The following is a 24,213-nucleotide window of genomic DNA, read 5'->3' as shown; positions in this document are numbered from 1 at the left end:
CCCATGTCAAAGCCATGGCAGTCGGGTAGGCTAGAGGCTTTCTCACTGCCAGGGATATCGACATGACCACCGAGACGGATGCCCAATCCCAGCCGGTCGAACCGCTCAACGCCATCGAAGTCCGCATCGTCGGCAGCTTGATTGAGAAGCAGGCCACCACCCCGGAAGCCTATCCGCTGACACTCAACGCACTCCTGCTCGCCTGTAACCAGAAGACCAGCCGCGAGCCGGTGATGAACCTCACCGCCGGCCAGGTCGGCCAGAGCTTGCGCCGCCTGGAGGATCGCGGCCTGGTGCGGCTGGTGATGGGCAGCCGCGCCGACCGCTGGGAACACCGTGCGGAGAAGGGCCTGGAGCTGACCCCGGCACAGGTGGTGCTGATCGGCCTGTTGTTCCTGCGCGGCCCGCAGACCCTCAATGAACTGCTCACCCGCAGCAACCGGATGTTCGAGTTCGACGACCTGGACGACCTTCAGCATCCGTTGGAGCGTCTGATCGCCCGCGGCCTGGCCTGCAAGCTGCCGCGCCAGCCGGGGCAGCGCGAAGACCGCTACATGCACCTGCTGGGCGATCCGGCCGATCTCGAACAACTGCTCGCCGCCCGCCAGGCCCAGGACGCACGCCAGGGCAGCGGCGCAGGACAGGCGGACGAGCGGGTCGATGCACTGGAAGCCCGCCTGGCCGAACTGGAGGAACGTCTGGCGCGGCTGGAGCAGCGGGTCGCCGACTGACGCGCGCTGGCCGTTCCGGTTGTCCTGAGCGGCGCCCCCGTTCCGTCGCCCGGGCTGAACCTCGCCGGGTCTTTGCGACTCAACAGTGCAGGTGCAGCGGACGGGGTGTGGCATGGTGAACGAGGCTTTTCTTCAGACCGTTCGCAGGACGTGGCCATGGGGGCGGCACGGTTGAAACGGACGGCGCCGAAGGCGCGCGGCAGTGTCGTGCTCTATCCCAACCGGCGTTCGGAACCGCAGCACGAGCGGGTGGTGCACGCGGCGCTGGCGCAGCGGCTCGCGGCACTGTTGGGGATGGACTTCCGTGGCGATTTCGACCCCACGGCCCGCCCGCCGGAACCGGTCTACTTCGTCCCGAGCGACAGCATCGTCGGCCTCGACGAAGCCCGCCGACTGGGCATCGCCAGCGAGCAGGACCTGTTCGGCGGCGTGGTGCCGCATTCCTTCATGGCCACCAAGGCCATCACCCATCCGCTGGTGCGGGCGAAGGCGGCGGCGCCGGCCGGCTGGTCGGCGGCGTTCGGCCGGCGTGTCGAGCGCGCGGTGTTCCGGGGTTTCACCGTGTTCAGCCTCGACGATGCGCGAACGGCGGCGCGGCGCCTGTTCGCCGACGGGCCGATCCGCATCAAGCCGGTGCGGGCCACCGCCGGGCGCGGGCAAATGGTGGTCAACGACGTCGCGGAACTGGAAGCCGCGTTGGACGCCCAATGCGTCGACGAGCTGGCCAATTGCGGACTGGTGCTGGAAGAGCACCTGGAACGCATGACCACCTTCAGCGTCGGCCGGGTGCGGGTCGGCGAGTTGCTCTCCAGCTATTGCGGCACCCAGCGGCTGACCGTCGACAACCAGGGCGAGACCGTCTACGGTGGCTCCGACCTGCTGGTGGTGCGGGGCGACTTCGACGCACTGCTGCAGCTCGACCTGCCGGAGGCGGCGCGCCTCGCCGTCACCCAGGCCCAGCTCTACGACAGCGCCGCCAGCGAATGCTTCGCCGGCCTGCTGGCCTCGCGGCGCAACTACGACATCGGCCAGGGGGTGGACGCCCGGGGGCGGGTTCGCTCCGGCGTGCTCGAACAATCCTGGCGCATCGGTGGCGCCAGCGGCGCGGAAGTCGCTGCGCTCCAGGCGTTCCACGGCGGCGGGCAACGCGCGGTGCGGGCCTCGACAGTGGAACTCTATGGCGGTCGGGAGACTCCACCCCCACAGGCGGACATTCTGTTCGATGGCCTCGACGAAGAGGTCGGACGAATCACCAAGTACATCACGGTGGAGGCTTATGAACACCCGGAGTGAGGCGCTGGAGATCGCCGTCGACGACGAACAGATCGATGCGACCCTGCTGGCGCCAAGCGCAAAAATGCCTGGCGTGCTGTTCGTGCACGGCTGGGGCGGCAGCCAGAAGCGCGACATCGCGCGGGCCAAGGGCTTGGCCGGGCTCGGCTGCGTATGCCTGACCTTCGACATGCGCGGCCATGAACGAACGCTGGAGCGACAGCAGCGCGTCACCCGCGAAGACAACCTGCGCGACCTGCTGTCCGCCTACGATCGCCTGGCCCGCCACCCGTCCATCGATCCTTCGGCCATCGCCGTGGTCGGCAGCAGCTACGGCGGCTATCTGTCTACCATCCTCACCAGCCTGCGCCCGGTGCGCTGGCTCGCGCTGCGCGTGCCGGCGCTGTACCGCGACGAAGGCTGGCTGACGCCGAAGCGCGAACTCGACCGCAAGGACCTGGTGGAATACCGCAACACCCCGCTGCCACCCACGGCCAATCGGGCTTTGGCGGCCTGCGCGGCATTCGAGGGCGACGTGCTGATCGTCGAGTCCGAACAGGACCACCTGATCCCGCACACCACCATCACCAACTACCTGTCGGCGTTCGCCCGCGCCCATTCGCTGACCCACCGCATCATCGATGGTGCCGACCATGGCCTCACGAGCGAAGCCTGCCGACAGGCGTACACCTCCCTCCTGATCAACTGGGCAACGGAAATGGTGGTTGGCGCACGCATTGGCGATGGTGTGTTCGAGGAAGTGGCGGTCTGATCGGACTTGGGCAGGGGAGGCCGAATACCACCCGAGCCCGCCTTGCAAAGTCCGTGGTGCTCTTCTAGCGTGAACTGCACCGCAGGACTCACCCGTTGGCAGGAGCCTCCGTTGTTTTCCTCTTCGCCGCTTCCGGTCCGTTCCTAGCGTCCAGGCTCCGCCATCCGGGCGGATCAGGCTATCCCCGTAGCAACCGACTGGCGCGCAGGCGCAAGGAAGGCCGGGATGGAAAAGGATGTCCGCTGGCGGTCCGCCGTTTCACGCTTCCAGGCCTCTATGGCCCTTCCCCGTTTCTTTCCGCTCCGGCTTGCCGGGGTGGGTGCGTTCCCATTCATTCCCCGCATGGGAGGTCCGCCCGGCTTCGATGTCGCTGGCCCCGAACCGCTTTGCCGTATCAGCCATTGGATGATCCGCATTACAAGGAGATAACCATGCCTCGCGTGTTCGAATCCCTACCGGGTCGGTGTCTGTTCCTCCTGTTGCTGGCGTTGTCGCTGCTCGGTGGCAGGGCTGCCGTTGCCGATGATAGCTGTGCCGCCAGCCAGAGCTGGATCACCAGCCCCAACCCACCCGGTGAAATCCCCGAGGGCAGCAATGCCGATTTCTGCGATTTCTACCAATTCAGTTGGCAGTGGTTCCTGCAACTGACCAGCCCGTCGTCGAGCGATGCCAGCCTGCGCAACTTCCAGGTGCCCACCAGCTTCCCCGTGCTCCAGGCCACCGGGACGGATTCCTGTTCGCCCAATGCTCCGAAGGAAGTGATGTTCGTCCGCACCGTCAAGCCCGTCGCTGCCGACACGCCGTTCAACCTGCCCGACCGCACCGGCCAGGCGGCGAAGGGGGCGACCATCTACGACCAGGACGGCAATGTGGTGTTCTACGAGGTGCGCTTCAGCCGCAACCTGTGCAACGTCGGGCAGATCCAGTCGCAGCCGCAATTCCCGGCTGGCACCACCGAGATGAAGATCGCCTGGCGCATCATCACCGACGCGGAGAAGCCGCAGTACTTCTGGATCGAAGCGAACGTGGACGGCGTGCCCGGCGATGAGTTGCTGGGTATGGTGGGTTTCCACATTGTCATGGCCACGGCGCTGCACCCGGAGTTCATCTGGGCCACCTTCGAGCACCGCGCCAACGCGCCCGAATGCGCCAACCCGGGCACCGCGCCGGCTTCCGGCTGGTCGTTCACCAGCGCTAAATGCGCCGGCGAGCTGCCCAACCCGTCGTCGGACTGCGCCTTCAACCAGGCCGTGGAGAGCCAGAGCCTGACCGGGACGCCAACGGAAATCTGCCGGGTGTTCCATGACGGCACCGACCCGAGCGACCACGAAGGCACGGACAACATCGCCATCATCGACAGCATGAACACCCAGATCCAGGCCATGCTGGCCGCGCTGCCGAGCAGCAGCCCGATGTCCGTCTGGCAGAACTACATGATGGTCGGTGCGCTCTGGGAGAACGACGTCACCCAGCCGTCGTCCACCGTCTCCAACCAGCGCGGCTCGATGCGCCTGGCCAACACGGTGATGGAGACCACGGTACAGAACATCGATCTCAATGCGACGTTCGTCTCCAACTGCTTCGGTTGCCACCAATTCGCCGGTTCGGGCAACAGCAACACGCTGCCGTCCTCCAGCCTCAGCCACATCTTCGACGATGTGATGCAGGGCCAGTGCAAGGCCAACGACGTCCAGGCCGGGCCGATCTGGAGCAACCAGGACGCCCAGCAGAAGTGCGTGCAGACTTGCCAGAACAAGGGCGGCTGGAACGGCAACTGGAAAACCACCGAGCCGGGTGTGATGTCCGTCTGCGGTTGTTGCGGCGGTTGACAGGGTGTGGCTGCGGCCACGTCTGCCAGGCCCCGCGGGGTCGTTGTCGGCGGCGTGGCTGGAGCCCTTGGCGGCGAGTCGCCGTCTTTGCCTTTTGTAGGAGCGAGCTCTGCTCGCGAAGCGGAGTATCGCCGAACGCACGAATCGCCAGCAGAGCTGGCTCCTACGAAGAGCGGAATCGTGTCTTCCGGTGGGAGCGCATTCATTCGCCCACCGGCACTGCCGTCATTTCCCGCGAATCAACCGGCGCAGGGCGAAGCGGTTCGGGTGGCAGGCTTCGGCCACGCTGCGCGGCAGGGGCAGGGGGTCGTCGTCGAGCCAGGCGGCCAGCAGCTCGCCGGATAGCGGCGCGGTGACCAGACCGCGCGAGCCGTGGCCGCTGTTGACGTACAGCCCTACGTACCAGGGGCAGGGTGTGTCTGGCACCTGGCGGGCGTCCTTGGCCAGCACGGCGTAGGCCTCGGCCATGGCCTGGCTGTCCGCCAGCGGACCGACGACCGGCAGGTAGTCCGGGCTGGTGCAGCGGAATGCGGCGCGCCCTTGCAGGTTGGCCGGGTCGAGGCGGTCGGCCTGCAGGCGGTCGCCGAGGTCCGTGGAAATCTCCCGCAGCAAATCCAGGTTGCTGGCGTGCTCGGCCGTCGTCGGGGCGCAGTCCTGACTGTGAAAATCGAAGCTGGCGCCCAGGGTGTGTTCGTCACCACGGGCCGGTGCGACATAGCCCTCGGCACAGACCACGGTACGCAGCGCCCGGCTTTCCGGGGTCGCCGGCAGACGGGTGATCTGCCCGCGGATGCGCTTGAGCGGCAGGTCGGCGGCGTAGGGGAAGCGCTGGATATCGGCGGCGCCGGCCAGCACCGCGACTGGTGCCTCGGCCAACAGCGTATCGCCGGCACGGGCCTGCCAGCGTTCACCGACCCGCTCCAGCGACAGCGCCTCGCGGTGCGTCAGCAGACGAATGTTCGGGTGCTCCAACAGCCTGCGGCACAGCGCCGGCGGATGCGCCCAGCCGGCTTCCGGGAAGAACAGCCCGCCTGCCGGCAGCGCCACGCCGGCCAGATCTTCGGCCTGCTGGCGATCCAGGCGCTGCAACAGGCCATCCGTGAAGGCGTCGGCCAGTTGCGCCTGGCGTTCGGCTTCCTTCTCGTCGAACGCCAGTTGCAGCACGCCGCAGGCATCCCACTCGGCACCGCGCTCCAGCCGTTCCAGCAGGCGGCGGCTATGGCCGAAGCCGCTGACGATCAGACGCGACAGCGGCGTGCCGTGGGCGGACAGCTTGAGATAAAGCACGCCCTGCGGATTGCCGGACGCTTCCTGTGCCGGCCCGGCGTGGCGCTCCAGTACCGTCACCTGCCAACCGCGCGCGGCCAGGCTGGCGGCGGTGGCGCAACCGGCCATGCCGGCGCCGATCACCAGGGCGCTGCGCTCCGTGGGACGCCAGTCGGGGCGGGCGAACCAGGGTTTGGCGGTTGCCTGCGGGGTGCCGACGAAGCGGCCGCGCAGCATCTGCCACTTCTGGCCGAAGCCCTTGACCTTGCTCATCTCGAAGCCGGCCTCGTTCAATCCGCGACGAACGAAACCGGCGCAGGTGAAGGTGGCCAGGGTTGCACCGGGGGCGGACAGCCGGGCCATTTGGGCGAACAGCTCCGGCGTCCACATCTCCGGGTTCTTCGAGGGCGCGAAACCGTCGAGGAACCAGGCGTCGATGTGTGCATCCAGTTCCGGCAGACACTCCAGCACATCGCCCACCAGCAGGGTGAGCACCACCCTCCCGCCAGCGAACACCAGGCGCTGGAAGCCCGGATGAATGGCCACGTATTGCACCAGCAACTGCCCGGCGTAGTCGGCCAGCTCCGGCCACAGCGCCAGGGCGCGCTGCAGGTCGTCGCGGTGCAGCGGGAATTTCTCCACGCTGACGAAATGCAGCCGCGCATCGGCCGGCGCCGTCTGCTCGAACAGTTGCCAGGCGCAGAGGAAGTTCAGCCCGGTGCCGAATCCGGTTTCGCCGATCGTCAGCCGTCCGCCGGCCGGCAGGGCGGCGAAGCGCTGCGGTAAGTCGTTGTGACCGAGGAACACGTAGCGGCTTTCCTCCAGGCCCGAGGCGCGGGAGAAGTAGACATCGCCGAACACGCTGGACAGCGGTTGGCCTTGTTCGTCCCAGTCGAGCTGGGCGTGGGGAGTGTCGGACATCGCAAGGACACCATGGCGCGGAGGCGCGCATTGTAGCGCGCAAGCACGGCAGCGGCGTGCGGCATTCCGGCGCCCACACGGGCCTGTGCCAATCCGCTAGGCTGTGCGGAATCGGGCCGGTGCGCCCATTGAGTTGACGCCATTCAGGAGGGAGAGCCTGCATGTTCGAATCCGCCGAGATCGGTCACGCCATCGACAAGGACACCTACGACGCCGAAGTGCCGGTGTTGCGCGAGGCGTTGCTGGAGGCCCAGTACGAGTTGCAGCAACAGGCGCGTTTCCCGGTGATCGTGCTGATCAACGGCATCGAGGGTGCCGGCAAGGGCGAAACGGTCAAGTTGCTCAACGAGTGGATGGACCCCCGGCTGATCCAGGTGGAAACCTTCGACCAGCAGACCGACGAGGAACTGGCCCGCCCGCCGGCCTGGCGCTACTGGCGGCGGCTGCCGCCGAAGGGGCGGATGGGCATCTTCTTCGGCAACTGGTACAGCCAGATGCTCCAGGGGCGGGTCCACGGCAACTTCAAGGACCCGGTGCTGGACCAGGCCATCGAGGGCGCGGAGCGACTGGAGCGCATGCTCTGCGACGAGGGTGCGCTGATCTTCAAGTTCTGGTTCCACCTGTCCAAGCAGCAGATGAAGGCGCGCCTGAAGACGCTCAAGGACGACCCGCTGCACAGCTGGCGGCTCAGCCCGCTGGACTGGCAGCAGTCGAAGACCTACGACAAGTTCGTGCGCTACGGCGAGCGGGTCCTGCGCCGCACCAGCCGCGACTACGCGCCCTGGTACGTGGTGGAAGGCTTCGACGAGCACTACCGCAGCCTGACTGTCGGCCGCATCCTGCTGGAGGGCATGCAGGCGGCCCTGGCCAACAAGCATCGGCCGGTCCGTCAGCCGCACGCCGCGCCGCTGGTTTCCAGCCTGGACAACCTCGGCCTGCTGGACAGCCTGGACATGAGCCAGAGCCTGGACAAGGACCGCTACAAAGAACAGTTGGCCACCGAGCAGGCGCGCCTGGCCGGGCTGATGCGCGACAAGCGCATGCGCAAGCACGCGCTGGTGGCGGTGTTCGAGGGTAACGACGCGGCCGGCAAGGGTGGTGCCATCCGCCGTGTCGCGGGGGCGCTGGACCCGCGCCAGTACCGCATCGTGCCGATCGCCGCGCCCACCGAGGAGGAGCGCGCGCAACCCTATCTCTGGCGCTTCTGGCGACACATTCCGGGGCGCGGCATGTTCACCCTGTTCGACCGTTCCTGGTACGGCCGCGTGCTGGTGGAGCGGGTCGAGGGCTTCTGCAGCGAGGCGGACTGGCTGCGTGCCTACGGCGAGATCAACGACTTCGAGGAGCAGCTCACCCGCGCCGGCGTGGTGCTGGTGAAGTTCTGGCTGGCCATCGACAAGGACACCCAGTTGCAGCGCTTCAAGGAGCGCGAGCAGACCGCCTTCAAGCGCTTCAAGATCACCGAGGACGACTGGCGCAACCGCGAGAAGTGGGACAGGTACAGCGATGCGGTAGGCGATATGGTCGACCGCACCAGCAGCGAGATCGCACCCTGGACGCTGGTCGAGGCCAACGACAAGCGCTTCGCCCGGGTCAAGGTGCTGCGCACCCTCAACGATGCGCTGGAGGCGGCCTTCGCGCGGGATTGAAACGCTCGCCATGGCGCCGCATACGGCCGATGAATGATCGTCGCCGCGGGCGACGTGGCGGTTCTATGCTCGGCTGATCGTCAACCTGAGAACAACAAGAGGTGTGCCATGCGTGAAGTGGTGATCGTCGACAGCGTGCGGACCGGCCTGGCCAAGTCCTTCCGCGGCAAGTTCAACCAGACCCGGCCGGACGACATGGCGGCCCACTGCGTCAACGCGCTGCTGGCGCGCAACGATCTCGACCCGGCGCTGGTGGACGACTGCATCGTCGGCGCCGGTTCCAACGAAGGCGCCCAGGGCTACAACATCGGCCGCAATGTGGCAGTGCTGTCCGGCCTGGGCATCCAGGTCGCCGGCATGACCCTCAACCGTTACTGCTCCTCCGGCCTGCAGGCTATCGCCATCGCCGCCAACCAGGTGGCGTCCGGTTGCAGCGACATCATCGTCGCCGGCGGGGTGGAGTCCATCAGCCTGACCCTGAAGAGCGTCAATACCGATCACCTGTACAACCCGCTCATCCAGGAGCGCTTCCCCGGTATCTACTTCCCTATGGGCCAGACCGCCGAGATCGTCGCCCGCCGCTATGGCGTGACCCGCGAGCAGCAGGACCTCTATGCCCTGCAAAGCCAGCAGCGCACCGCCCGAGCCCAGGCCGAGGGTCTGTTCGCCGACGAGATCGTGCCGATGAGCGTGAAGTACCTGGTGGAGGACAAGGCCAGCGGCGAGAAGAAAATCCTCGACGGCGTGGTCGACCGCGACGACTGCAACCGTCCCGACACCACCCTGGAAAGCCTCGCCGGTCTGAAGCCGGCCTTCGCCGAGGACGGTTCGGTGACCGCCGGCAACGCCTCGCAGCTCTCCGATGGGGCATCCATGACCCTGGTGATGAGCCTGGACAAGGCCCTGGAACTCGGCTTCAAGCCGAAGGCATTCTTCCGCGGCTTCATCGCCGCCGGCTGCGAGCCGGACGAGATGGGCATCGGCCCGGTGTTCTCGGTGCCCAAGCTGCTCAAGGCCAAGGGCCTGAGCGTCGCCGACATCGATCTCTGGGAACTGAACGAAGCCTTCGCCTCGCAGTGCCTGTATTGCCGCGACCGGCTGGAAATCGACAACGAGAAGTACAACGTCAACGGCGGTTCCATCTCCATCGGCCATCCCTTCGGCATGACCGGCTCACGCCAGGTCGGCCATCTGGTGCGCGAACTGCAGCGGCGCAAACTGCGCTACGGCGTGGTGACCATGTGCGTGGGCGGCGGGATGGGCGCGACCGGGCTGTTCGAAGCGGTACGCTGAGGCGGCAACAGGCAGGCTCCGCCTCGCGCGGAGCCTGCCGTATCAAAGAGAGGGGATGGCGCGATCAACTGCGGCTGGGGACCGCTCGGCCGTAGAGGGCGCTGGATTGCTGCATGCGCTGGATGTAACGGCCGATCTCGTGTTCGGCGTCCACCCGGGTGAAGAAGGGGCCTTCGAGCGTACCTTCGCGGGTGGCGAAGAAATATTGGCCGTTCACCGAACTGATGCGATCACTCCGGTAATGCGTACCAGGCAGTGCATCGACTGCGCGTTTTCCATACATGGTCGAATCTCCCGAGACAGACTGGCTGATTTCAGTCTAATTCGGCATGGCAGGCTTGCCCGATTGGGCGACCAATGGTCGGAAAGCCGTCTCGATCGCCGAGAATCGCTGTTTTTGGCGCCAAACGCCTGACGAGTCCCGCTGTCGATCGGTACAGTTGCCTGACGCAATGGACAGGAACTGTGGCTGTGCCGCTACCGGCACACTCCCTAGAATGGTCGGTCGCGGCCCGCCCGTCATTCCTCCGCATTCGGGGTCGCTTCCGAGGCTGCCATGCACATCTCCTCCGGCCGTTGGCTGTACGGCCTGTCGCTCGCCCTGCTCACCGCCGTACTCTGGGGCATCCTGCCGATCAAGCTGAAGGAAGTCCTGCAGGCCATGGACCCGATCACCGTGACCTGGTACCGCCTGCTGGTGTCCGGTTCCCTGTTGCTGGCCTACCTCGCCGCGACCCGCCGCCTGCCGCGCTTCCGGCTGCTGGGGCGCAAGGGCGCCTGGCTGGTGACGGCGGCCATCGCCGGGCTGACGGCCAACTACGTGCTCTATCTGATCGGCCTGAAGCTGCTCAGCCCCGGCACCACCCAACTGGTGATCCAGGTAGCACCCATCCTGCTGCTGATCAGCAGTCTGTTCATCTTCCGCGAGCGTTTCAGCCTGGGGCAGGGCATTGGCTTGGCGATTCTGCTGGTGGGTTTCGGCCTGTTCTTCAACCAGCGACTGGGCGAGCTGCTGACCTCGCTGACCGCCTACACCGCTGGCGTGCTCACGGTATTGCTGGCGGCCTTCGTCTGGACGTTCTACGGGCTGGCGCAGAAGCAGCTGCTTACCGTGTGGAACTCGCTGCAGGTGATGATGGTGATCTATCTCGGCTGCGCCTTGCTCATCACCCCTTGGGCCCTGCCGCTTCAGGTTCTGGAGCTGAGCCCGCTGCAAGGCTGGCTGCTGCTGGCCTGCTGCCTGAACACCCTGGTGGCTTACGGCGCCTTCGCCGAAGCCCTGGCTCATTGGGAAGCTTCGCGGGTCAGCGCGACCCTGGCCATCACTCCGCTGGTGACCTTCGGCTCCGTCGCCCTGGCCGCCAGCCTCTGGCCGGACCACGTACAGCCGGAACAGATCAACACCCTCGCCTATGGCGGCGCCCTGCTGGTGGTGCTGGGCTCGGCACTCACCGCCATCGGCCCATCCATGCTCGCCGGCTGGAGAGCACGGCGGGTGCGGAACGAGGAGGAGTTGGGCCTGTAGGTCGTATGAGCGGGCTTATGCACTCACGCGGCGCGGACTCATTCGCCCGGCGTAACCGCCCCTAGGCGAATGAATTCGCCTCTACAGGACTCAGCGACCTATGACCGGGGCGGTGTGCCGGACGGCGCGGTCTTGTGGGTTTCGTTGAGGGCGGCGATGGCGTTTTCGAGCTGGGTCTTGAGCGCGCCGAAGTTCTGCTCGAAGCACTTCTGTACTTCGTTCTTCACCAGTTCCTCCAGGCGGCTGGCGATCTGTGCGGTTGCCGCCGGATCGGTACCGGCCTGGGTGGAGCCGGATGTGGCCGGGTGCAGGTCGGCCAGGGAATGGGCCGCCGTCACCGCCTTGAGGATCGCCTGCTCGCCGTTCTCGTGGGCCTGGAGGGCCTGGGTCGATGCGCTTTGCACGTTCTGCAGGATCTGCCGGATCGAGTCCTGGGTCTGCTGCTTGCCGGCCTCGATGGCCTGTTCGACCTGCTGTCGGGCCAGGGCGGCGGGGTTGCTGCCGGCCTTGTCGGCCAGACCGAGTTGGAATTGCTGCAACTGCTGCCGTTCCACGGCGGTCAGCGGGCGTTTCAGCCAGCTTTCCGCCAGTCGGTTGAGGCTTTGGTTCAGTTCGTCCGAAGTGGCCATGGGTACTCCTTCCCGTAAGGCGATGCGTGGCGTTGGGCGTGCCGGGAAGGCACGCCCGTGAGGGGCGCGGCCCCGTCGTCAACTGCTGCCGTCGCCGGACGGCGTGGCGCACAGGGCCGAGGCGGTGTGCAAGGCAGTATGGGCGGTGCTCAGCTGCAACGCCATTTGGCTGAGGCGCGCCAGGATGTCGTTCGGGTGGTCCTGGGAAAGCGACTGCAACCACTGGTTAAGGCAATCGGAGAGCAGGGACTTGACCTGTTCCTTGAGGTTTTCCAGTTCGTCTTGCATGGCGGTTCTCCTGGTGGGGTGGGCTCACTTCAGCAGTTTCAGCAGGCTCAACAACTTGGCCACGTCGCTGTCCTGCACTTCGATCAGGCGCTTGCCCGTGCGGCGCGGCGCGGGGGTGTCGGCGGGCGGTGCCGGCGGTTCGGCTGCCGCGGTTACCGGGCCGTTCGACTCGCTGCGAATCAGGTACTGGACGAAGGAGGGCATGGTGGATCTCCTCAGATTCGCCGCGACTCGATCAGCACGACCGAGTCGGGCGATTCGAAGCCTTCCAGCCGGCTCAGCCGGCGCCACTCGAGGGCGATGGCCGGCTCTCCGGGCGTGCCGATGGTGGCGTCCCAGTACGCCTTGCCCAAGGCGACGAAGAGCCGGTGGGTGTTTTCCAGCGACGCTTCGAGAATCCGGCCCTCACGGCTGGCCAGGCCATAGTTGAGCAAGATGCTCATGCGCATGGCCTCGTCCTGGACGTTGGAGTGCTCCACACCCTGACCGTCGGCGCCGAGCAGGTAGGAGCGCCAGTTCAGCACCTGGGCGAACAGCTTCAGGTAGAGCTGCAGCAGCGGGTATCCCTTGCCCTCGCAGAGCGGCCGATGCAGGTCGCATTGCTGCTGGAAGTAGAAGTGCAGCCGGTCGCCTATCGCTGCCGGCGTGCCGGGCGGCAGGTGCTGGGCGAAGTGCTGCATGCCCTGGTGGAAGGCCGCTTCGCTCGCGGTAAGGCCATAGACGTAGTCGATCTGGGATTGGTCGAGGCGCTCTTCGCCCTGGTAGGCCACGGCGTCGATCAGCTCGCGCAGCACGTCGGTGCCGATGAAGCCATTCAGATGGCGCAGGCCGCGATTGAGGCGGTAGGCCTGGGCGGAATCGAACAGGCCGGCGGCACCGGTGATGAAGTTGCTGCCGAGGTTGGTGTCGAACAGCAAGGCGGGGTACTTGCTGGCGATGTAGTTGCGGTAGTGGTAGGCGTGGCCGATGCGCAGGGTGAACGGCGAGTCCGGTTCCGTCAGCCGCTCGTAGCAGGTCGGGCCTTGCCCGTCCTGGGCGTCGAGCGCGCGGCTCAGGTTCATGATGTTGGTCCGGGCGTAGTAGGCGACCAGGCTCTGGGTGGTGGCGCTGGTAATGTCGAAGCGGCGCAGGCGCAGCCCGGCGACGGTCAGGCTGTTGTCCTGGAACAGCTCGTCGAACAGTCCGGCCAGGGCGCTGTGGTCGTCGGTGGACAGGCCGCGGTTGCGCTTGTCGCGCTGCTTCACCGGGCCTTGCAGCAGGGTGTTGGCGTAGCATTTGTAGGCATAGGCGCAGAGGTTGCGATAGAACACGCCAGGCTCGACGTGGGTGGCGTTGCGCAGGAAGTAGCCGCACAGCGACCGGTTGTTGTCGGAGATGCCGGTGCCTTCGCCGCAATGGATGTGCAGCACCACCTTGCGGGTATCCGGGTTCTTTTCCGCGTAGGTCTTGAATAGCGAAAGCGAGCCCAGGACGAAGGCGAAGAAGTCGCGATAGAAGCCCGTGCGGGTTTCCGCGCCCAGCAGGTCGATGCCGACCAGCGTGGGGCTTTTCGGGGCGTCGCCGACCAGCTCGAAGTGCGTGCGGATGGCCGCCAGATCCTTGTTGAACGGGGTCAGCGCCGTGTAACCGTGAGCGGTGTGGGCGAGCAGCCGGTAGGCGGTCCCGTGGGCCTGGTTGAAGGCGGCGAACAGCGTGTTCAGGTCGTCGATCTCGTCTTCGCCGGTGGCCGTCTGGGTGTAGGCGATGCCCTCTTCGCGCAGGAAGCAGAGGGTGAAGCCGGCGAACAGCTCGGGGTGACGGTCGCGGATGATGCCGCGGGTCCAGTAGGCATCGTCGAACGGCGTGTATTTGTTGGCCGTCCAGATTTTGCGGTTGAAGTAGCGCACCAGTTCGAAGGTTTCCGCGTCGCGGACCGCCTCGGAGCGCAGCAGCTCGGCGACGGCGCGGTAGAGGTCGGGTTGGTCGATGGCCGGGGCGACCCCGAGGTTGCCGAAGCGCTGGAGCAGGATGGCGCAGGCCAGGTAGGTGCTTTCCGCCGCGCATTCGCCGCGCAGGTAGGCTTCCTTGTCGAAGGCCAGGAAGGGGTTGCGGGCGATGGTGCGTTGCAGGGCCAGTTCGAAGAGTTCGTAGTGTGCCGCTTCCCGTGCCTTCTCCCTCGCCTCGTGCGGGGCGTCCGGGTGGATGCCGTTCTTCGCCATTAGCAGGCCGATCAACGACAGCTCCTGACCCTTGGCGACCTGGAAGGTGGTGCTCCGTCCCTTCGGCAGCGGAATGGGCTGTGCGGGCCAGTCGGCGGCGGACCAGTGCATGCGGCTTTCCACCGGTAGGATGCCGGCGAAGTGGCTGTGGAAGTCGAAGGGGTACCCCATGAACAGGGTCGGCTTGTCCAGCGTGAAGTAGGCCATGGGCGTGTTCTCCTGCTATCAGGACGCGTCGCCGCCGGCGGGCGGCGTCGTCTTGCCGTTGCGGTTGGCCAGGGTGTCGGCGTACTTCGCGATGCTCTGGTCGATCTTGTCGATGGCGAAACTGGCCGATTCGGCTTCGAGTGCGCCGGCGGCTGCGGCAACCGCGGCGGCGGCCCCCATCAGCAGGTCGGTGGCGAGCGCGCCGAGGGCGTCCTCGGCGGCCTGGGCGAGCTTGTTCTCGGCGATGTTCTCGGTCATTTGCTTGAGCAGGACGGCCTGGCTCGCCAGGGCAATCTTGCTCACGCCGTCGAAGTAGTTGGCGGCGGACTGCGCCACCAGCGCAGAGGCCTGGCTGATCATCATGTCCGGCGCGGTGGCGATCTGCGACGGCGCATAGCTGGCGGTTTCCGCGTTGCTCAACTGCACCGCCTGGACGATCTGGCTGTTCAGCGCACTGGTGTCGGGCGGTGTGGCCTTGCCGGACTGGTTGAGCAGGCGGTCGGTCATCGCCGACAGGGTCGACGGGCGCTTCGGCAGCGCGACGCCGGGGCCGGGCGTGGCCGGGGGATCGTCCTGTGCGGGCGTGCTCGCCGTTTCATCGGGCGCGGGTGGTGCCGTCCCGTTGCCGGTGCCTTCTGGAGAAGCGGGTTTCTTGCCGAAGCCGAACATGTCCTGTGCTCCTGTCCTGGGCTAGCCGATCACGAGGTCTTTTCGCCGATCGCCATGATCATCGACACGGCCTTGGAGACCACGGCGGTGGAGATCTGGTTGAGGGCCTGCTGGCTGTACACGGCGTTCTGCAGCGATAGCCCGGCCGAGTGGCTGGCGACCTGGTAGAGCGAGGCGATGGCCTGGGCCGGGGCTTCGGCCACCACCTTGACGTTGGTCTGGGTGACGGCGTCGGTGATCTGCGGATTGACCTCTGTGTTGTCTGCCATGGAACTCTCCTTGGGATGAAAACGGCTGGCTTCGTCGTGCCGCCGCTCCCGGATCGGGAGAGGGGCCCTCGCTCACCGCGTGTCCGAATCGCTCGTCAGGAAGGAACGCGGCTGCCGCCGCTTTGTGAACGCCCTTGTGAAAAAAGCTGGTCGCCCAACCGGCTGCGCAGCAATTGCACGCGTTTGCGCACCAGCGGTTGGGTGATGCCCAGTTCGTCGGCGATGTCGGCATAGGGACGATCCTCGATGAAGCGCAGCTCGAACAGACGTTGCTGGGGCAGCGGCAGGCGGGCGACCGCGGCGCCGATCTGGGCGAGCCGCTCCAGTTGTTCGAGGCGCTCGAGGAGGTTGGCGGGCGAGGCGAAGCGGTCGATCTGCTCGCTGTGCAGGTCCACGCCATGGTCGAACAGCCGGTTCTCGCGCTGGTGATGGCGGGCGCTGTCCAGGTAGACGTGTTCCAGGACGAGGAACATGAAGCCCTCGGGGTCGCGAATGCGCTCGGGGGCGCGGCGGAGAAACAGCAGGGCCTTGAGCGCGGTGTTGCTGAGCCACTCCTCGGCCCGCTCGCGATCGCCCCGGGCCAGGCGCTGTGCGCGTTTGCGCAGGTTAGGCTGGACGGCGCGCCAGCTCTGCTCGAAGAGCCGGTCGATGCCGAGGAAGCCACCATTCAGCCGGGTAAGACACTCCATCGTTGCCACCTCCCTGTGTGTGCTCATGCCTGGGAGGCAGTCTGAGTGGGGCATGCCCGGCGACGCTGTTACCTGGGTGACACCGCGCCGGAGGGCAGTTCCGCCATGCGCCGCAACTGGCCGATGTCGTTGATCAGGATGCGGTCGCTGCGGCAACTGATCAGGCCCTGGCGCTTCCAGCTCTGCAACTGGGCGTTGAGCTTCGGCCGGCTGGCATTGAGCATCGCCGCGAGGATGCTCTGGTTGGCCGGCAACGCCGCGCTGGCCGCGTCGGAGGCGGACGCATCCTGCGCCAGGCTGGCCAGCAGGTAGCGCGCCAGGCGGGATTCCAGGCGATGCAGGCAGACCATCTCGACGAAGCTGGAGGCTTCCCGCAGCCGCGAGCAGAGCAGGGCGAGGGCGCGCTCGAGGAAGGTCGGGTTGGCGATCAGCGGGGCGAAGTGGCGCCGGCTCAGGATCAGCACCTGCGTGGGGCCTGAGGCATAGGCCGAGGTCTCGCGCCGGCTCGGCTGGATCAGCGCGGTTTCCCCCACCACCTCGCCGGAGCCGATGTCGTTGATGATCAACTCGCGGCCGTCCGGCCCGTAGAGAACGGTGTAGATCTGCCCAGCGATCACTAGCGCGATGAAGTCGTCGGGGTCGTGCTTGAGGAACAGCACGTCCTTGTCACGCAGGGTCCGTTCGGTCGAATGGAGAGCGACATGCCGGATCAGCTCTGCCGGCAGGCCGTGCAACAGGTGAGATTGTCCTGACAGGGTTTCGCGACGCAGAAGGCTGTCTTCCGCTGACTCGTTCGAATGCATGCGTTCGCCTTGGCCTGATTGATCGGTAACTCCGATGAGGCAGTACGGCGGCTCTCAAGGATCAATCAAGTGGGACGTGTGCAGTGTCGATTTGTGAAGGCTGTTACAGAAGAAACATTGGAGCCAGAGCCGTTACGGCGGCGACAGCGGTAGGCGGGAGGGAAGGTGAACGGCACGGGCGCTGCCTTCGTGAGGTGGCGCCCGTGGGTTCGTGGGTCATTCCAGGCGTGTGAAGGTGAACTGCTGGTTGTTGCCGTTCTGCCAGTTCCACTGGGCGAGGGCCGCGCCATTGTTCAGCGATACCCCGAGCACATCGGCGACCTTGCCGCTGTGGCGTGCGGTCATGCGGTAGTTGCCGTCGCTCTGGGCTTCGATGAGCCACTGCTGCTGGTTACCGCGCGAGCATGCCAATTGCTGCAGGCGCGCGCCGTTCGCAGTGCTGGCGCCGGTGACGTCCATGCACTTGCCGCTGTGCTTGGATTTCACCTCGTAGTAGCCGTCGCCCAGCGCGGTGAGAATCCAGCGCTGGTTGTTGGCCAGGTGGCAAGTCCATTGGATCAGCGCCGCGCCATCTGCCGTCGAGGCGCCGGTCACATCGAGGCACTTGCCGCTGTGCTTGGCCTTGATGCTGTAGGTGCCGTTGGCGAGGGTCGCGGTTGCCGGCGTTGCCTGGGTGACCCTGGTCGGCAGGAAGCCGGCGATTTCGTCGCGCACGTTGTTGATGGCCAGCGCGGCATCCGCCTGTTCGGGCTTTCCAGCCTCCACGCCGCAGGGCAGGCCGTTGCAGGTAATCCGAGGGTTGGAAAACTTGGGTATCGAGGGAGCACCGAAGACGCTCCCGTAAGCCATGATGGTGGCGAACACGCCGTCAACGCCGTATCCCAGGGCGTAATCGTAACGTACCCCACTGGTGTTGCCCTGGCGTCGGGAATGATGCAGGCCCATGGTGTGGCCAAGTTCGTGGGCCATGGCCTGGGCGCCGCAGTCCGCGCCTACCACACTGAACGACCAATCCGGATGGATCGCCAGGTAGCCGACACCGCAGTAGTTGTCGTTGCCCTTGTGCAACTGAGTGACGTAGTCCGCGCCCAGTTCGGCGCGCTTCTGCGCCACGGCGCTGTCCACCCGCAATCTGTGCAGGACATTGTCCATATCCGTATCGGCGTCGTTTCGGTTCATGACCCCGACCAGACGCAGTTGCACGTCGACCTGGCTGTTCGTGTACATGGTGTTGATCTGTTCGACCCAGCTCTGCATGGCGGCCTGGACGTCGCCATTGAAATAGGTGTTGCTGTAGTCGTCGTAGGTCACCAGCAGATCGACCTGGGCGGCCTGGGCCATGGCCAGCGGCAGAAGAGCCAATGCAGTCGTCATGCCTGCCTGGCGTACGAATGAGCGCATCGTTCGCATCGTGGTTACGTTCCCTGAGTGCTTTGTGGCGGGGCGGGCTCAGTGCCCTGCGTGGTTATCGGTGGCCGCGTTGTCCTGGCTGGACGGGACCTCGATGTGTTTGTCTCCCTTCTTGAACAGGGTGGCGTTGGTCGCGATCCAGCCCTGGCTGCCGTGGGCCTGCAGGGCATAGAGGCCCTGGGGAGTGGTGATGCCGCCGACGATCAGCCCGTTGCCCCGGGTGATCGTCACCTGGTTGTCCTGGGAGAGTTCCTCGATATGGCCGGACCAGGTCATGCTCTGGCCGTCCGTCGACCGCACGTGATCGATGACGACGTTGTAGGTCTGGTTGGCCTGGGCGATCGGCACTTCCAGGTGATCGCCGGGAACCAGGGACTCGATCTTGAGCGGATCGATGTTGATGAATTCACGCCCGTCGCTGCGTTGTTCCGCCGTGAGCGGCAACTGGTCGGGTGAGCCCTCCAGGGGTTTCCAGGCGGCTTTTTCCTGCAGCGCCGCCCAGAGCTTCTTCGCGTCCACGGTCTGGCCGTCGCGCCGTGCCAACACTTCCTGCAGGCGGTCGCCGAAGGTGGCGTAGTAGGGGTTGGGATCGGGCTGCATGAGCAGTTGCAGCGTTTTTTCGTCGTCCTGCTTCGATTTACCGATCTGCGCTGCGGCCGTGTCGACCTCGCCCGGTACGGTCTTGCCCGGTTGGATCGAAGCGGTAGGAGAATCGGCTTTCACCGAGGCGGCCTGGTGATCGGTGGCCTGGGTGCCGGAGGTCAGTAGCCAGCCGATGGACGCGACCGTACAGAGTATGGCGGCGCAGGCGAGCGCCGCCTTGTGGTGTAGTGGCATGGAATGCTGTCTCGGTTACCGCGGGAAAATGCCCGGAACGGAACCTAACAAGGCGAAACCAGGAGCGCAGCGTTGCCAGGGCAGGAAATTGTCAAAGCGTGGATGACCTCACCCGAGGCGTGCCACCTGCTTCGAGTTACGTGCCCGAGCTGGGGAAATGCGACCTCGGCGAGCGTTCTCCGCCGAGGTCGTTCGTTAGGACACCGATCAAAGGGCTCGGCGATAGCGGAAGCGACACCCCGAAGGGTCATCCACGGTCAAGGTGTCGTCGTCGAGCGAATAGGCGTAGATGACCACTTCGTCGTTGGCGATGGACAGCGCGAGACGGCCGGGGACCTCCGTCGCCCAAGTCCCTCCGTCCCACCAGGTGAAGCCGCCGGCGGGTTCGGTGCTGCCGAAGTAGAGACCGGTAGGTTCGAAGCGCAGGTGCGCGGCGTACTTCGCCGCGCAGGCCGCGTCGTCGATCTTCTGCCAGCTTCCCACCAGCCGTGGATCGTGCGCTGTCATCGTCCTGTTCCTCTCCGCGTTTCGCCCGGTTACCGCTCAAGCGCGCAGGCGGGGCGTATCGGGTTTGCCGTTGTCGCGCTCGTCGAGCGCATCCAGCGCCCGCCGGTCGGCGACCGGCAGGGCCATTTTCTTCGCCCGCGCCTTGAGTTGCTTGGACAGTTCTTTCAGCGGTGCGCCGCCCGTATCGGCCTGGCTGGCGGCTTTCGCCAGTTTGCCCAGTTCACGGGGACTCATCACGCAGCCGTCTTCCAGCAGCGCGGCGGCGGCCTTCAGATCGGCCTTGCGGTTCCTGAAGCGGCGCGCGACGCGCTTGGCTTCGATGACCGCGTAATGCGGCCGCAGCACCGGCGAGTCGAGGGCACACTGGATCGCCTTGATGCCCTCGGTGAGGTGGTCGCCGCCGATGGCCAGCACCAGATGCGCATCGGGCGTCGCCAGGATCTGGTGCGCCGCTTCCGCATGCCGGGCATCGACCGCGGCGGTCACCATCACGGTGGTGCTGCCGGCCACGCGGGCGACCATGCCTTCCACGTCCCAGTGCACCTCGACCTGGATTTCATGCACGCCCGAGGTGCCGAACAGGGCGCCCTCGGCGCCGCGCAGCAGGGTCATGGAGTCTTCGATCCGCTCGCCCGGCTGCAACAGGTTGAAGGCGTGATCCTCCAGGCAGTGCACTACGGTGCGGAACGAGCGGGAAGTGCCGGCCGGATCGATCACGCTGCCGCTGACGAACTCGCCTTTCAGGCTGAGATTGGCCGGGACGCGGATCGCGCGGTCGCCACGGTTCACCAGGGCGATGTCCACCCGCACCGGTGCTCCCAGTGGCAGTTCGGCGAGCAGCGGTTTCACTTCCAGTGCCAGGCCTTCCACGTCGATTTCCAGGTCGGTGGGGGTGATCAGCGGCGTGTTCATCGAGGCGCCGCCGAACGCTACCGAGCCGGGACGCACGAAGGGGTCGGGGTAGTGGCGCAGTTGCTTGAGGTTGTCCGGATGGAACGACCACTGGATGTTGCTGGGGAATGGCGTGCCGGGAGTGCCGGCGGCGGCGATCACGTCGCTGGTGCACATGAAGCCGAGGTCGGCGAAGTTGTGGTACAGGCCCATGGCGTGGCCGATCTCGTGCACGGCGGTGCGGAAGTAGGGCGCGTCGGCGGTGCCGAAGCGCTGGCCGCTGACCGTGCCCCAGCCGGCATCGATGATCCAGTGCGAGGCGATGCCGATGCCTTCGCGCGGCACGTTGTTGGAGTCGGTGCCGCCGTTGTCGTACATGATCCCACGCGGGGTCGAGTCGATGTTCTTCACCGCCAGCACGTGGTAGCGCCATTCGCTGTCGAGGTTGGTGGCCGCGCGGCGGGCGAGCATGGAGGCGTGCATCTCGGTATTGGACCAGGAGGCGCCGCTGGCCTCGGCGACATCGACGTCGCTGAGGTGCAGGTTCACTTGCCAGCCGACTTCGTCCATCACCGTTTGCCAGGTGTGGCCGACGCCGCTGGCGAGCGGCCGCTCCGAGCCGCTCACGGTGTCGATCTCGACCGTGCAGCGGCGGTAGTAGGTGGACAGCCAGCCCATGGTCAGGCGGCCGACGACCGTGTTGGACGCGTTCCTGACATCGCCTTCGGCGTAGTCGGCAGGGGACGGATAGCCCGCGGGGCCGCTCATGCGCACCATCTGCGCGGTCAGCGTGGTTTCGTTCACCCAAGTGTTCGGCGCGGTGAAGCGCCACAGCTCGAAGCCGAGGGTAAAGGTGTTGCCGAAGTAGAAGTACTCCGGCAAGGCGGTCACCCGCACGTAATAGCGGTAGCGCGAGCGTGCCAGGATCGGAATGCCGTTGGCCGGGTTCGGGCCGCCCAGGAGGATGGGCTTCCACGACAGCTCGGGCACCAGCGTCGGCTTGCCCGGTTGGGCGGGCAGGGGCGCGCTCAGGTTGAGCGGCAGGTAGATCACGGGCCGCTGGTAGAGATCGCCGCTGACGGTACGGCCGCCACTATGGCTTTCCACCCGCAGGGTACCGTCGTAGGACACCAGCGGCGCACCCGTGGGCTTGTAGTTCAGCAACCAGCAGCCGGCGCGCAGGGAATGGATCGGGGGAAACACGATCGATCCCAGCGACGCGGTCGCGATCGACGGGTCCAGCGCCGCGGTGGGCGCATCGGCGCGGGTCGGCGAGGTCAGCAGATCGGGGAGGGGCGGGAACGTCGTGGTTCGGGAATGGCTGGACATCGTTGAACACTCCTATTCAACAAGAGGGCCTACCTGCCCGTAATGCCAACCACCACGACGCGAGCGAACTGCATGAACCGGTACGGCCCCCCTGGGTTGAGGGATCCCTTTCGGTTGATGTCATGCTCAATGCGCATGGCGTGAAAAAGTATGGAAGCGTCCCGGCGAAAGTCAAAACGCCATGGTGGCGAGGCGCCGAACGGTAGGGCAGCGTTCATGCGCCTTTGCAGAGCCCGACGTCCTCACAGTTGCCCTCTTATATAAGGAAGCCCCTCCGATGATCGTCGGTGGGGCTTTTTTTCTTCCTCAAGTCTCTCCGGGTGATGCCGATAAGCCATACGAACCCGCCAAGTCCCGCGTCAAACACGGCCTCTGGCGGTAGTAGGAAAAAAATTGAGGGAAGGGCCCTAAAGGAATTTCCGCAAGGGCCGATACAAAGAACGAATGCGAACTCAACGGTTGCCTGAGCATTGCAGGCCAGAGTCGCAAGCCCAGGCAAACGAAGTAAGGTCCTACGGAGGACAACCATCATGGCTTTGACCGTCAACACTAACGTTGCATCGCTGAACACCCAGCGCAACCTGAACACCTCTTCCAAGGCTCTGGATGTGTCCCTGCAGCGCCTGTCCACCGGTTCGCGCATCAACAGCGCCAAGGACGACGCCGCCGGCCTGCAGATCGCCAACCGCCTGACCAGCCAGGTCAACGGCCTGAACATCGCCGTCAAGAACTCCAACGACGGCATCTCCATGGCCCAGACCGCTGAAGGCGCCCTGCAGCAGTCCACCTCCATCCTGCAGCGTATGCGCGATCTGGCCCTGCAATCGGCCAACGGTTCCAACAGCTCCGAAGAACGCAAGGCACTGAACTCCGAAGTGACCGAGCTGAAGAAGGAACTGGACCGTATCGCCAACACCACCTCCTTCGGTGGCAAGAAACTGCTCGACGGTACCTTCGGCACCACCACCTTCCAGGTCGGTAGCGCCGCGAACGAAACCATCAGCGTCAAGATCGACGAGATGAGCACCGAATCGATGGAGGCTACCTTCTCCTCCGGCAGCATCGCCGCGAGCGACGTTGCTGCGGGTGCGGCCAACGCATCGGGTGCCATCGCCATCTCCGTGACCATGGCCAACGGCACTGCCAAGACCTTCAGCGCCACCTTCGCCAGCGGTGCCACCCAGGCCGAGCAGGTCCAGGCCCTGGCCACCGTGATCAACGACGCCAACATCGGCATCGGTGCCTTCGTCAACGAAAGCGGCGATATCGACCTGGTGACCGCCTTGGGTTCGGGTAGCGCTGCCGGTGAGATCGAGAGCTTCTCCTTCGGCTCCGGTGCTTCCATCGACGACGCGGAAACCGCTGCGACCACCACCGCTGTCAGCCTGGCCGACGTGACCGACGACAACCTGGTTGCCGACGTGGACATCACCGACACCATCGGTTCGCAGAAGGCGGTGATCATCATCGACCAGGCGATCCAGAAGATCGATGCGCAGCGCGCCGACCTCGGTGCGGTCCAGAACCGCTTCGAGAACACCATCGGCAACCTGCAGAACATCGGGGAGAACGTGTCGGCCGCACGCAGCCGGATCCAGGACACCGACTTCGCTGCCGAAACTGCTAATCTGACCAAGAATCAGATTCTGCAGCAGGCCGGTACCTCGATCCTGGCCCAGGCCAACCAGCTGCCGCAAGCAGTGCTCAGCCTGCTGGGCTAATCGGCAAACGGCGCCAACCGATGGGAGGAAGGGGGTAACCCTTCCTCCCATTTCCTCGTTGTGAGGGGTAAAAGATGGACATCAGCTCGATAAACGATTGGTCTGTGCCGCGCAGCACCCAGCCCACCGTCTCCAGCACTGCTCGGGAAGCGGCCTCCAAGCCGGCCGAGCCGACTGTCGCCAGCACCAAGGCCACCGAGGCCGAGCGCGACGGTAGCGTCGCCGCCGGCGTGAGCCGGGGTCAACTGGAAGACGCGGTGAGCAGCATCCAGGAGTTCGTGCAGTCGGTCCGACGCGACATCAATTTCTCCCTCGACGATGGCAGCGGCCGTATCGTCGTCAAGGTCACCGACGCCGCATCCGGCGACGTGATCCGACAGATTCCTTCCGAAGAGGCGCTCAAGCTCGCGGAAAGCCTTTCGGAAATGCGCAGCCTGTTGTTCAAGACCCAGGTCTGAATCGGCACGCTTCTTGATTGGTTTGGCCTATTGCGACGGGTAACCGTCGA

Annotated in this window: 23 protein-coding genes; 9 read left to right on the top strand and 14 right to left on the bottom strand. The window is 65.8% G+C overall.

The genetic code is table 11. The features are described from left to right. The first annotated feature begins 62 nt into the window (after positions 1-62). The 4 genes from PIN01S_RS13710 to PIN01S_RS26925 all read left to right on the top strand — a co-directional run bounded on the left by PIN01S_RS13710 (position 63) and on the right by PIN01S_RS26925 (position 4,604). Positions 63-731, top strand: a complete 669-nt coding sequence (locus PIN01S_RS13710) for a YceH family protein (RefSeq protein WP_084336236.1) — start codon at positions 63-65, stop codon at positions 729-731. A 156-nt stretch (positions 732-887) separates the two neighbouring features. Further along, on the top strand, positions 888-2,024 hold the full coding sequence (locus tag PIN01S_RS13705; protein ID WP_084336235.1) for a DUF3182 family protein: 1,137 nt from the start codon (positions 888-890) through the stop codon (positions 2,022-2,024). After that, entirely contained in the window at positions 2,008-2,775 is a 768-nt protein-coding gene (locus PIN01S_RS13700) for an alpha/beta hydrolase family protein (RefSeq protein ID WP_084336234.1), read from the top strand. Before PIN01S_RS13705 ends, PIN01S_RS13700 begins: the two co-directional genes overlap by 17 nt. A gap of 431 nt (positions 2,776-3,206) precedes the next feature. Further along, positions 3,207-4,604, top strand: coding sequence for a mannan-binding lectin (locus tag PIN01S_RS26925; protein ID WP_084336232.1), 1,398 nt, complete (start codon positions 3,207-3,209; stop codon positions 4,602-4,604). Positions 4,605-4,829: 225 nt separating this feature from the next. Here the strand turns inward: PIN01S_RS26925 and mnmC are convergent, their stop codons facing one another. Next, positions 4,830-6,791 (bottom strand): bifunctional tRNA (5-methylaminomethyl-2-thiouridine)(34)-methyltransferase MnmC2/FAD-dependent 5-carboxymethylaminomethyl-2-thiouridine(34) oxidoreductase MnmC1, encoded by a 1,962-nt coding sequence (gene mnmC / locus PIN01S_RS13685; RefSeq protein WP_084336231.1) that lies wholly within the window; start codon positions 6,789-6,791, stop codon positions 4,830-4,832. Between the two features lie 161 nt (positions 6,792-6,952). Between mnmC and pap the strand changes: the two genes are divergently transcribed. Continuing rightward, positions 6,953-8,440: a polyphosphate:AMP phosphotransferase gene (gene pap, locus PIN01S_RS13680; protein ID WP_084336230.1), complete on the top strand. Its 1,488-nt coding sequence runs from the start codon at positions 6,953-6,955 to the stop codon at positions 8,438-8,440. A 108-nt stretch (positions 8,441-8,548) separates the two neighbouring features. Beyond that, entirely contained in the window at positions 8,549-9,733 is a 1,185-nt protein-coding gene (locus PIN01S_RS13675) for a thiolase family protein (protein WP_084336229.1), read from the top strand. A 64-nt stretch (positions 9,734-9,797) separates the two neighbouring features. Here the strand turns inward: PIN01S_RS13675 and PIN01S_RS13670 are convergent, their stop codons facing one another. Next, complete coding sequence (locus PIN01S_RS13670; RefSeq protein WP_084336228.1) at positions 9,798-10,016, bottom strand: DUF6316 family protein; 219 nt, start codon at positions 10,014-10,016, stop codon at positions 9,798-9,800. A gap of 273 nt (positions 10,017-10,289) precedes the next feature. Between PIN01S_RS13670 and PIN01S_RS13665 the strand changes: the two genes are divergently transcribed. Continuing rightward, positions 10,290-11,258, top strand: a complete 969-nt coding sequence (locus PIN01S_RS13665; RefSeq protein WP_084336227.1) for a DMT family transporter — start codon at positions 10,290-10,292, stop codon at positions 11,256-11,258. 98 nt (positions 11,259-11,356) lie between these two features. Here the strand turns inward: PIN01S_RS13665 and PIN01S_RS13660 are convergent, their stop codons facing one another. The 12 genes from PIN01S_RS13660 to PIN01S_RS13605 form a co-directional block, all read right to left on the bottom strand. Then, entirely contained in the window at positions 11,357-11,887 is a 531-nt protein-coding gene (locus tag PIN01S_RS13660) for a hypothetical protein (protein WP_084336226.1), read from the bottom strand. A gap of 78 nt (positions 11,888-11,965) precedes the next feature. Then, the gene (locus tag PIN01S_RS13655; protein ID WP_084336225.1) at positions 11,966-12,175 is read right to left on the bottom strand and encodes a hypothetical protein; all 210 of its coding nucleotides are present in this window, start codon (positions 12,173-12,175) and stop codon (positions 11,966-11,968) included. Between the two features lie 24 nt (positions 12,176-12,199). Then, positions 12,200-12,379, bottom strand: a complete 180-nt coding sequence (locus tag PIN01S_RS13650) for a hypothetical protein (RefSeq protein ID WP_084336224.1) — start codon at positions 12,377-12,379, stop codon at positions 12,200-12,202. A gap of 11 nt (positions 12,380-12,390) precedes the next feature. Beyond that, on the bottom strand, positions 12,391-14,580 hold the full coding sequence (locus PIN01S_RS13645) for a hypothetical protein (RefSeq protein ID WP_084336223.1): 2,190 nt from the start codon (positions 14,578-14,580) through the stop codon (positions 12,391-12,393). Between the two features lie 18 nt (positions 14,581-14,598). Next, complete coding sequence (locus PIN01S_RS13640; RefSeq protein WP_084336222.1) at positions 14,599-15,249, bottom strand: hypothetical protein; 651 nt, start codon at positions 15,247-15,249, stop codon at positions 14,599-14,601. 29 nt (positions 15,250-15,278) lie between these two features. After that, positions 15,279-15,518, bottom strand: a complete 240-nt coding sequence (locus PIN01S_RS13635; RefSeq protein WP_084336221.1) for a RebB family R body protein — start codon at positions 15,516-15,518, stop codon at positions 15,279-15,281. 95 nt (positions 15,519-15,613) lie between these two features. Further along, positions 15,614-16,207 carry an RNA polymerase sigma factor gene (locus PIN01S_RS13630; protein ID WP_084336220.1) on the bottom strand — a complete coding sequence of 198 codons (594 nt, stop codon included), beginning with the start codon at positions 16,205-16,207 and terminating at the stop codon, positions 15,614-15,616. 68 nt (positions 16,208-16,275) lie between these two features. After that, positions 16,276-17,010: a Crp/Fnr family transcriptional regulator gene (locus PIN01S_RS13625; RefSeq protein ID WP_084336219.1), complete on the bottom strand. Its 735-nt coding sequence runs from the start codon at positions 17,008-17,010 to the stop codon at positions 16,276-16,278. Between the two features lie 216 nt (positions 17,011-17,226). Further along, positions 17,227-18,411: an RICIN domain-containing protein gene (locus tag PIN01S_RS13620; protein ID WP_212633071.1), complete on the bottom strand. Its 1,185-nt coding sequence runs from the start codon at positions 18,409-18,411 to the stop codon at positions 17,227-17,229. Between the two features lie 48 nt (positions 18,412-18,459). After that, the gene (locus PIN01S_RS13615; RefSeq protein WP_084336218.1) at positions 18,460-19,257 is read right to left on the bottom strand and encodes a protease inhibitor BamI-like protein; all 798 of its coding nucleotides are present in this window, start codon (positions 19,255-19,257) and stop codon (positions 18,460-18,462) included. A 207-nt stretch (positions 19,258-19,464) separates the two neighbouring features. Then, positions 19,465-19,764 carry a hypothetical protein gene (locus PIN01S_RS13610; protein ID WP_084336217.1) on the bottom strand — a complete coding sequence of 100 codons (300 nt, stop codon included), beginning with the start codon at positions 19,762-19,764 and terminating at the stop codon, positions 19,465-19,467. A 36-nt stretch (positions 19,765-19,800) separates the two neighbouring features. Further along, positions 19,801-21,984: a zinc metalloprotease gene (locus PIN01S_RS13605; protein WP_174604939.1), complete on the bottom strand. Its 2,184-nt coding sequence runs from the start codon at positions 21,982-21,984 to the stop codon at positions 19,801-19,803. 530 nt (positions 21,985-22,514) lie between these two features. Between PIN01S_RS13605 and PIN01S_RS13600 the strand changes: the two genes are divergently transcribed. Together PIN01S_RS13600 and PIN01S_RS13595 are read left to right on the top strand one after the other, a co-directional pair. After that, positions 22,515-23,705 (top strand): flagellin, encoded by a 1,191-nt coding sequence (locus PIN01S_RS13600; protein WP_084336216.1) that lies wholly within the window; start codon positions 22,515-22,517, stop codon positions 23,703-23,705. Positions 23,706-23,779: 74 nt separating this feature from the next. Continuing rightward, entirely contained in the window at positions 23,780-24,163 is a 384-nt protein-coding gene (locus tag PIN01S_RS13595) for a flagellar protein FlaG (RefSeq protein ID WP_084336215.1), read from the top strand. The last annotated feature ends 50 nt before the right edge of the window (positions 24,164-24,213 follow it).

The sequence above is a fragment of the Pseudomonas indica NBRC 103045 genome (assembly GCF_002091635.1).
GTDB classification, from domain to species: domain Bacteria; phylum Pseudomonadota; class Gammaproteobacteria; order Pseudomonadales; family Pseudomonadaceae; genus Pseudomonas_M; species Pseudomonas_M indica.
This window is presented reverse-complemented; position numbering and strand designations above follow the sequence as displayed.

What these genes read in the sequence shown, in the direction of transcription:
- PIN01S_RS13710 (WP_084336236.1), top strand. Translation starts at nt 63, where the DNA reads ATGACCACCGAGACGGATGCCCAATCCCAGCCGGTCGAACCGCTCAAC.
- PIN01S_RS13705 (WP_084336235.1), top strand. Translation starts at nt 888, where the DNA reads ATGGGGGCGGCACGGTTGAAACGGACGGCGCCGAAGGCGCGCGGCAGT.
- PIN01S_RS13700 (WP_084336234.1), top strand. Translation starts at nt 2,008, where the DNA reads ATGAACACCCGGAGTGAGGCGCTGGAGATCGCCGTCGACGACGAACAG.
- PIN01S_RS26925 (WP_084336232.1), top strand. Translation starts at nt 3,207, where the DNA reads ATGCCTCGCGTGTTCGAATCCCTACCGGGTCGGTGTCTGTTCCTCCTG.
- mnmC (WP_084336231.1), bottom strand. Translation starts at nt 6,791, where the DNA reads ATGTCCGACACTCCCCACGCCCAGCTCGACTGGGACGAACAAGGCCAA.
- pap (WP_084336230.1), top strand. Translation starts at nt 6,953, where the DNA reads ATGTTCGAATCCGCCGAGATCGGTCACGCCATCGACAAGGACACCTAC.
- PIN01S_RS13675 (WP_084336229.1), top strand. Translation starts at nt 8,549, where the DNA reads ATGCGTGAAGTGGTGATCGTCGACAGCGTGCGGACCGGCCTGGCCAAG.
- PIN01S_RS13670 (WP_084336228.1), bottom strand. Translation starts at nt 10,016, where the DNA reads ATGTATGGAAAACGCGCAGTCGATGCACTGCCTGGTACGCATTACCGG.
- PIN01S_RS13665 (WP_084336227.1), top strand. Translation starts at nt 10,290, where the DNA reads ATGCACATCTCCTCCGGCCGTTGGCTGTACGGCCTGTCGCTCGCCCTG.
- PIN01S_RS13660 (WP_084336226.1), bottom strand. Translation starts at nt 11,887, where the DNA reads ATGGCCACTTCGGACGAACTGAACCAAAGCCTCAACCGACTGGCGGAA.
- PIN01S_RS13655 (WP_084336225.1), bottom strand. Translation starts at nt 12,175, where the DNA reads ATGCAAGACGAACTGGAAAACCTCAAGGAACAGGTCAAGTCCCTGCTC.
- PIN01S_RS13650 (WP_084336224.1), bottom strand. Translation starts at nt 12,379, where the DNA reads ATGCCCTCCTTCGTCCAGTACCTGATTCGCAGCGAGTCGAACGGCCCG.
- PIN01S_RS13645 (WP_084336223.1), bottom strand. Translation starts at nt 14,580, where the DNA reads ATGGCCTACTTCACGCTGGACAAGCCGACCCTGTTCATGGGGTACCCC.
- PIN01S_RS13640 (WP_084336222.1), bottom strand. Translation starts at nt 15,249, where the DNA reads ATGTTCGGCTTCGGCAAGAAACCCGCTTCTCCAGAAGGCACCGGCAAC.
- PIN01S_RS13635 (WP_084336221.1), bottom strand. Translation starts at nt 15,518, where the DNA reads ATGGCAGACAACACAGAGGTCAATCCGCAGATCACCGACGCCGTCACC.
- PIN01S_RS13630 (WP_084336220.1), bottom strand. Translation starts at nt 16,207, where the DNA reads ATGGAGTGTCTTACCCGGCTGAATGGTGGCTTCCTCGGCATCGACCGG.
- PIN01S_RS13625 (WP_084336219.1), bottom strand. Translation starts at nt 17,010, where the DNA reads ATGCATTCGAACGAGTCAGCGGAAGACAGCCTTCTGCGTCGCGAAACC.
- PIN01S_RS13620 (WP_212633071.1), bottom strand. Translation starts at nt 18,411, where the DNA reads ATGCGCTCATTCGTACGCCAGGCAGGCATGACGACTGCATTGGCTCTT.
- PIN01S_RS13615 (WP_084336218.1), bottom strand. Translation starts at nt 19,257, where the DNA reads ATGCCACTACACCACAAGGCGGCGCTCGCCTGCGCCGCCATACTCTGT.
- PIN01S_RS13610 (WP_084336217.1), bottom strand. Translation starts at nt 19,764, where the DNA reads ATGACAGCGCACGATCCACGGCTGGTGGGAAGCTGGCAGAAGATCGAC.
- PIN01S_RS13605 (WP_174604939.1), bottom strand. Translation starts at nt 21,984, where the DNA reads ATGTCCAGCCATTCCCGAACCACGACGTTCCCGCCCCTCCCCGATCTG.
- PIN01S_RS13600 (WP_084336216.1), top strand. Translation starts at nt 22,515, where the DNA reads ATGGCTTTGACCGTCAACACTAACGTTGCATCGCTGAACACCCAGCGC.
- PIN01S_RS13595 (WP_084336215.1), top strand. Translation starts at nt 23,780, where the DNA reads ATGGACATCAGCTCGATAAACGATTGGTCTGTGCCGCGCAGCACCCAG.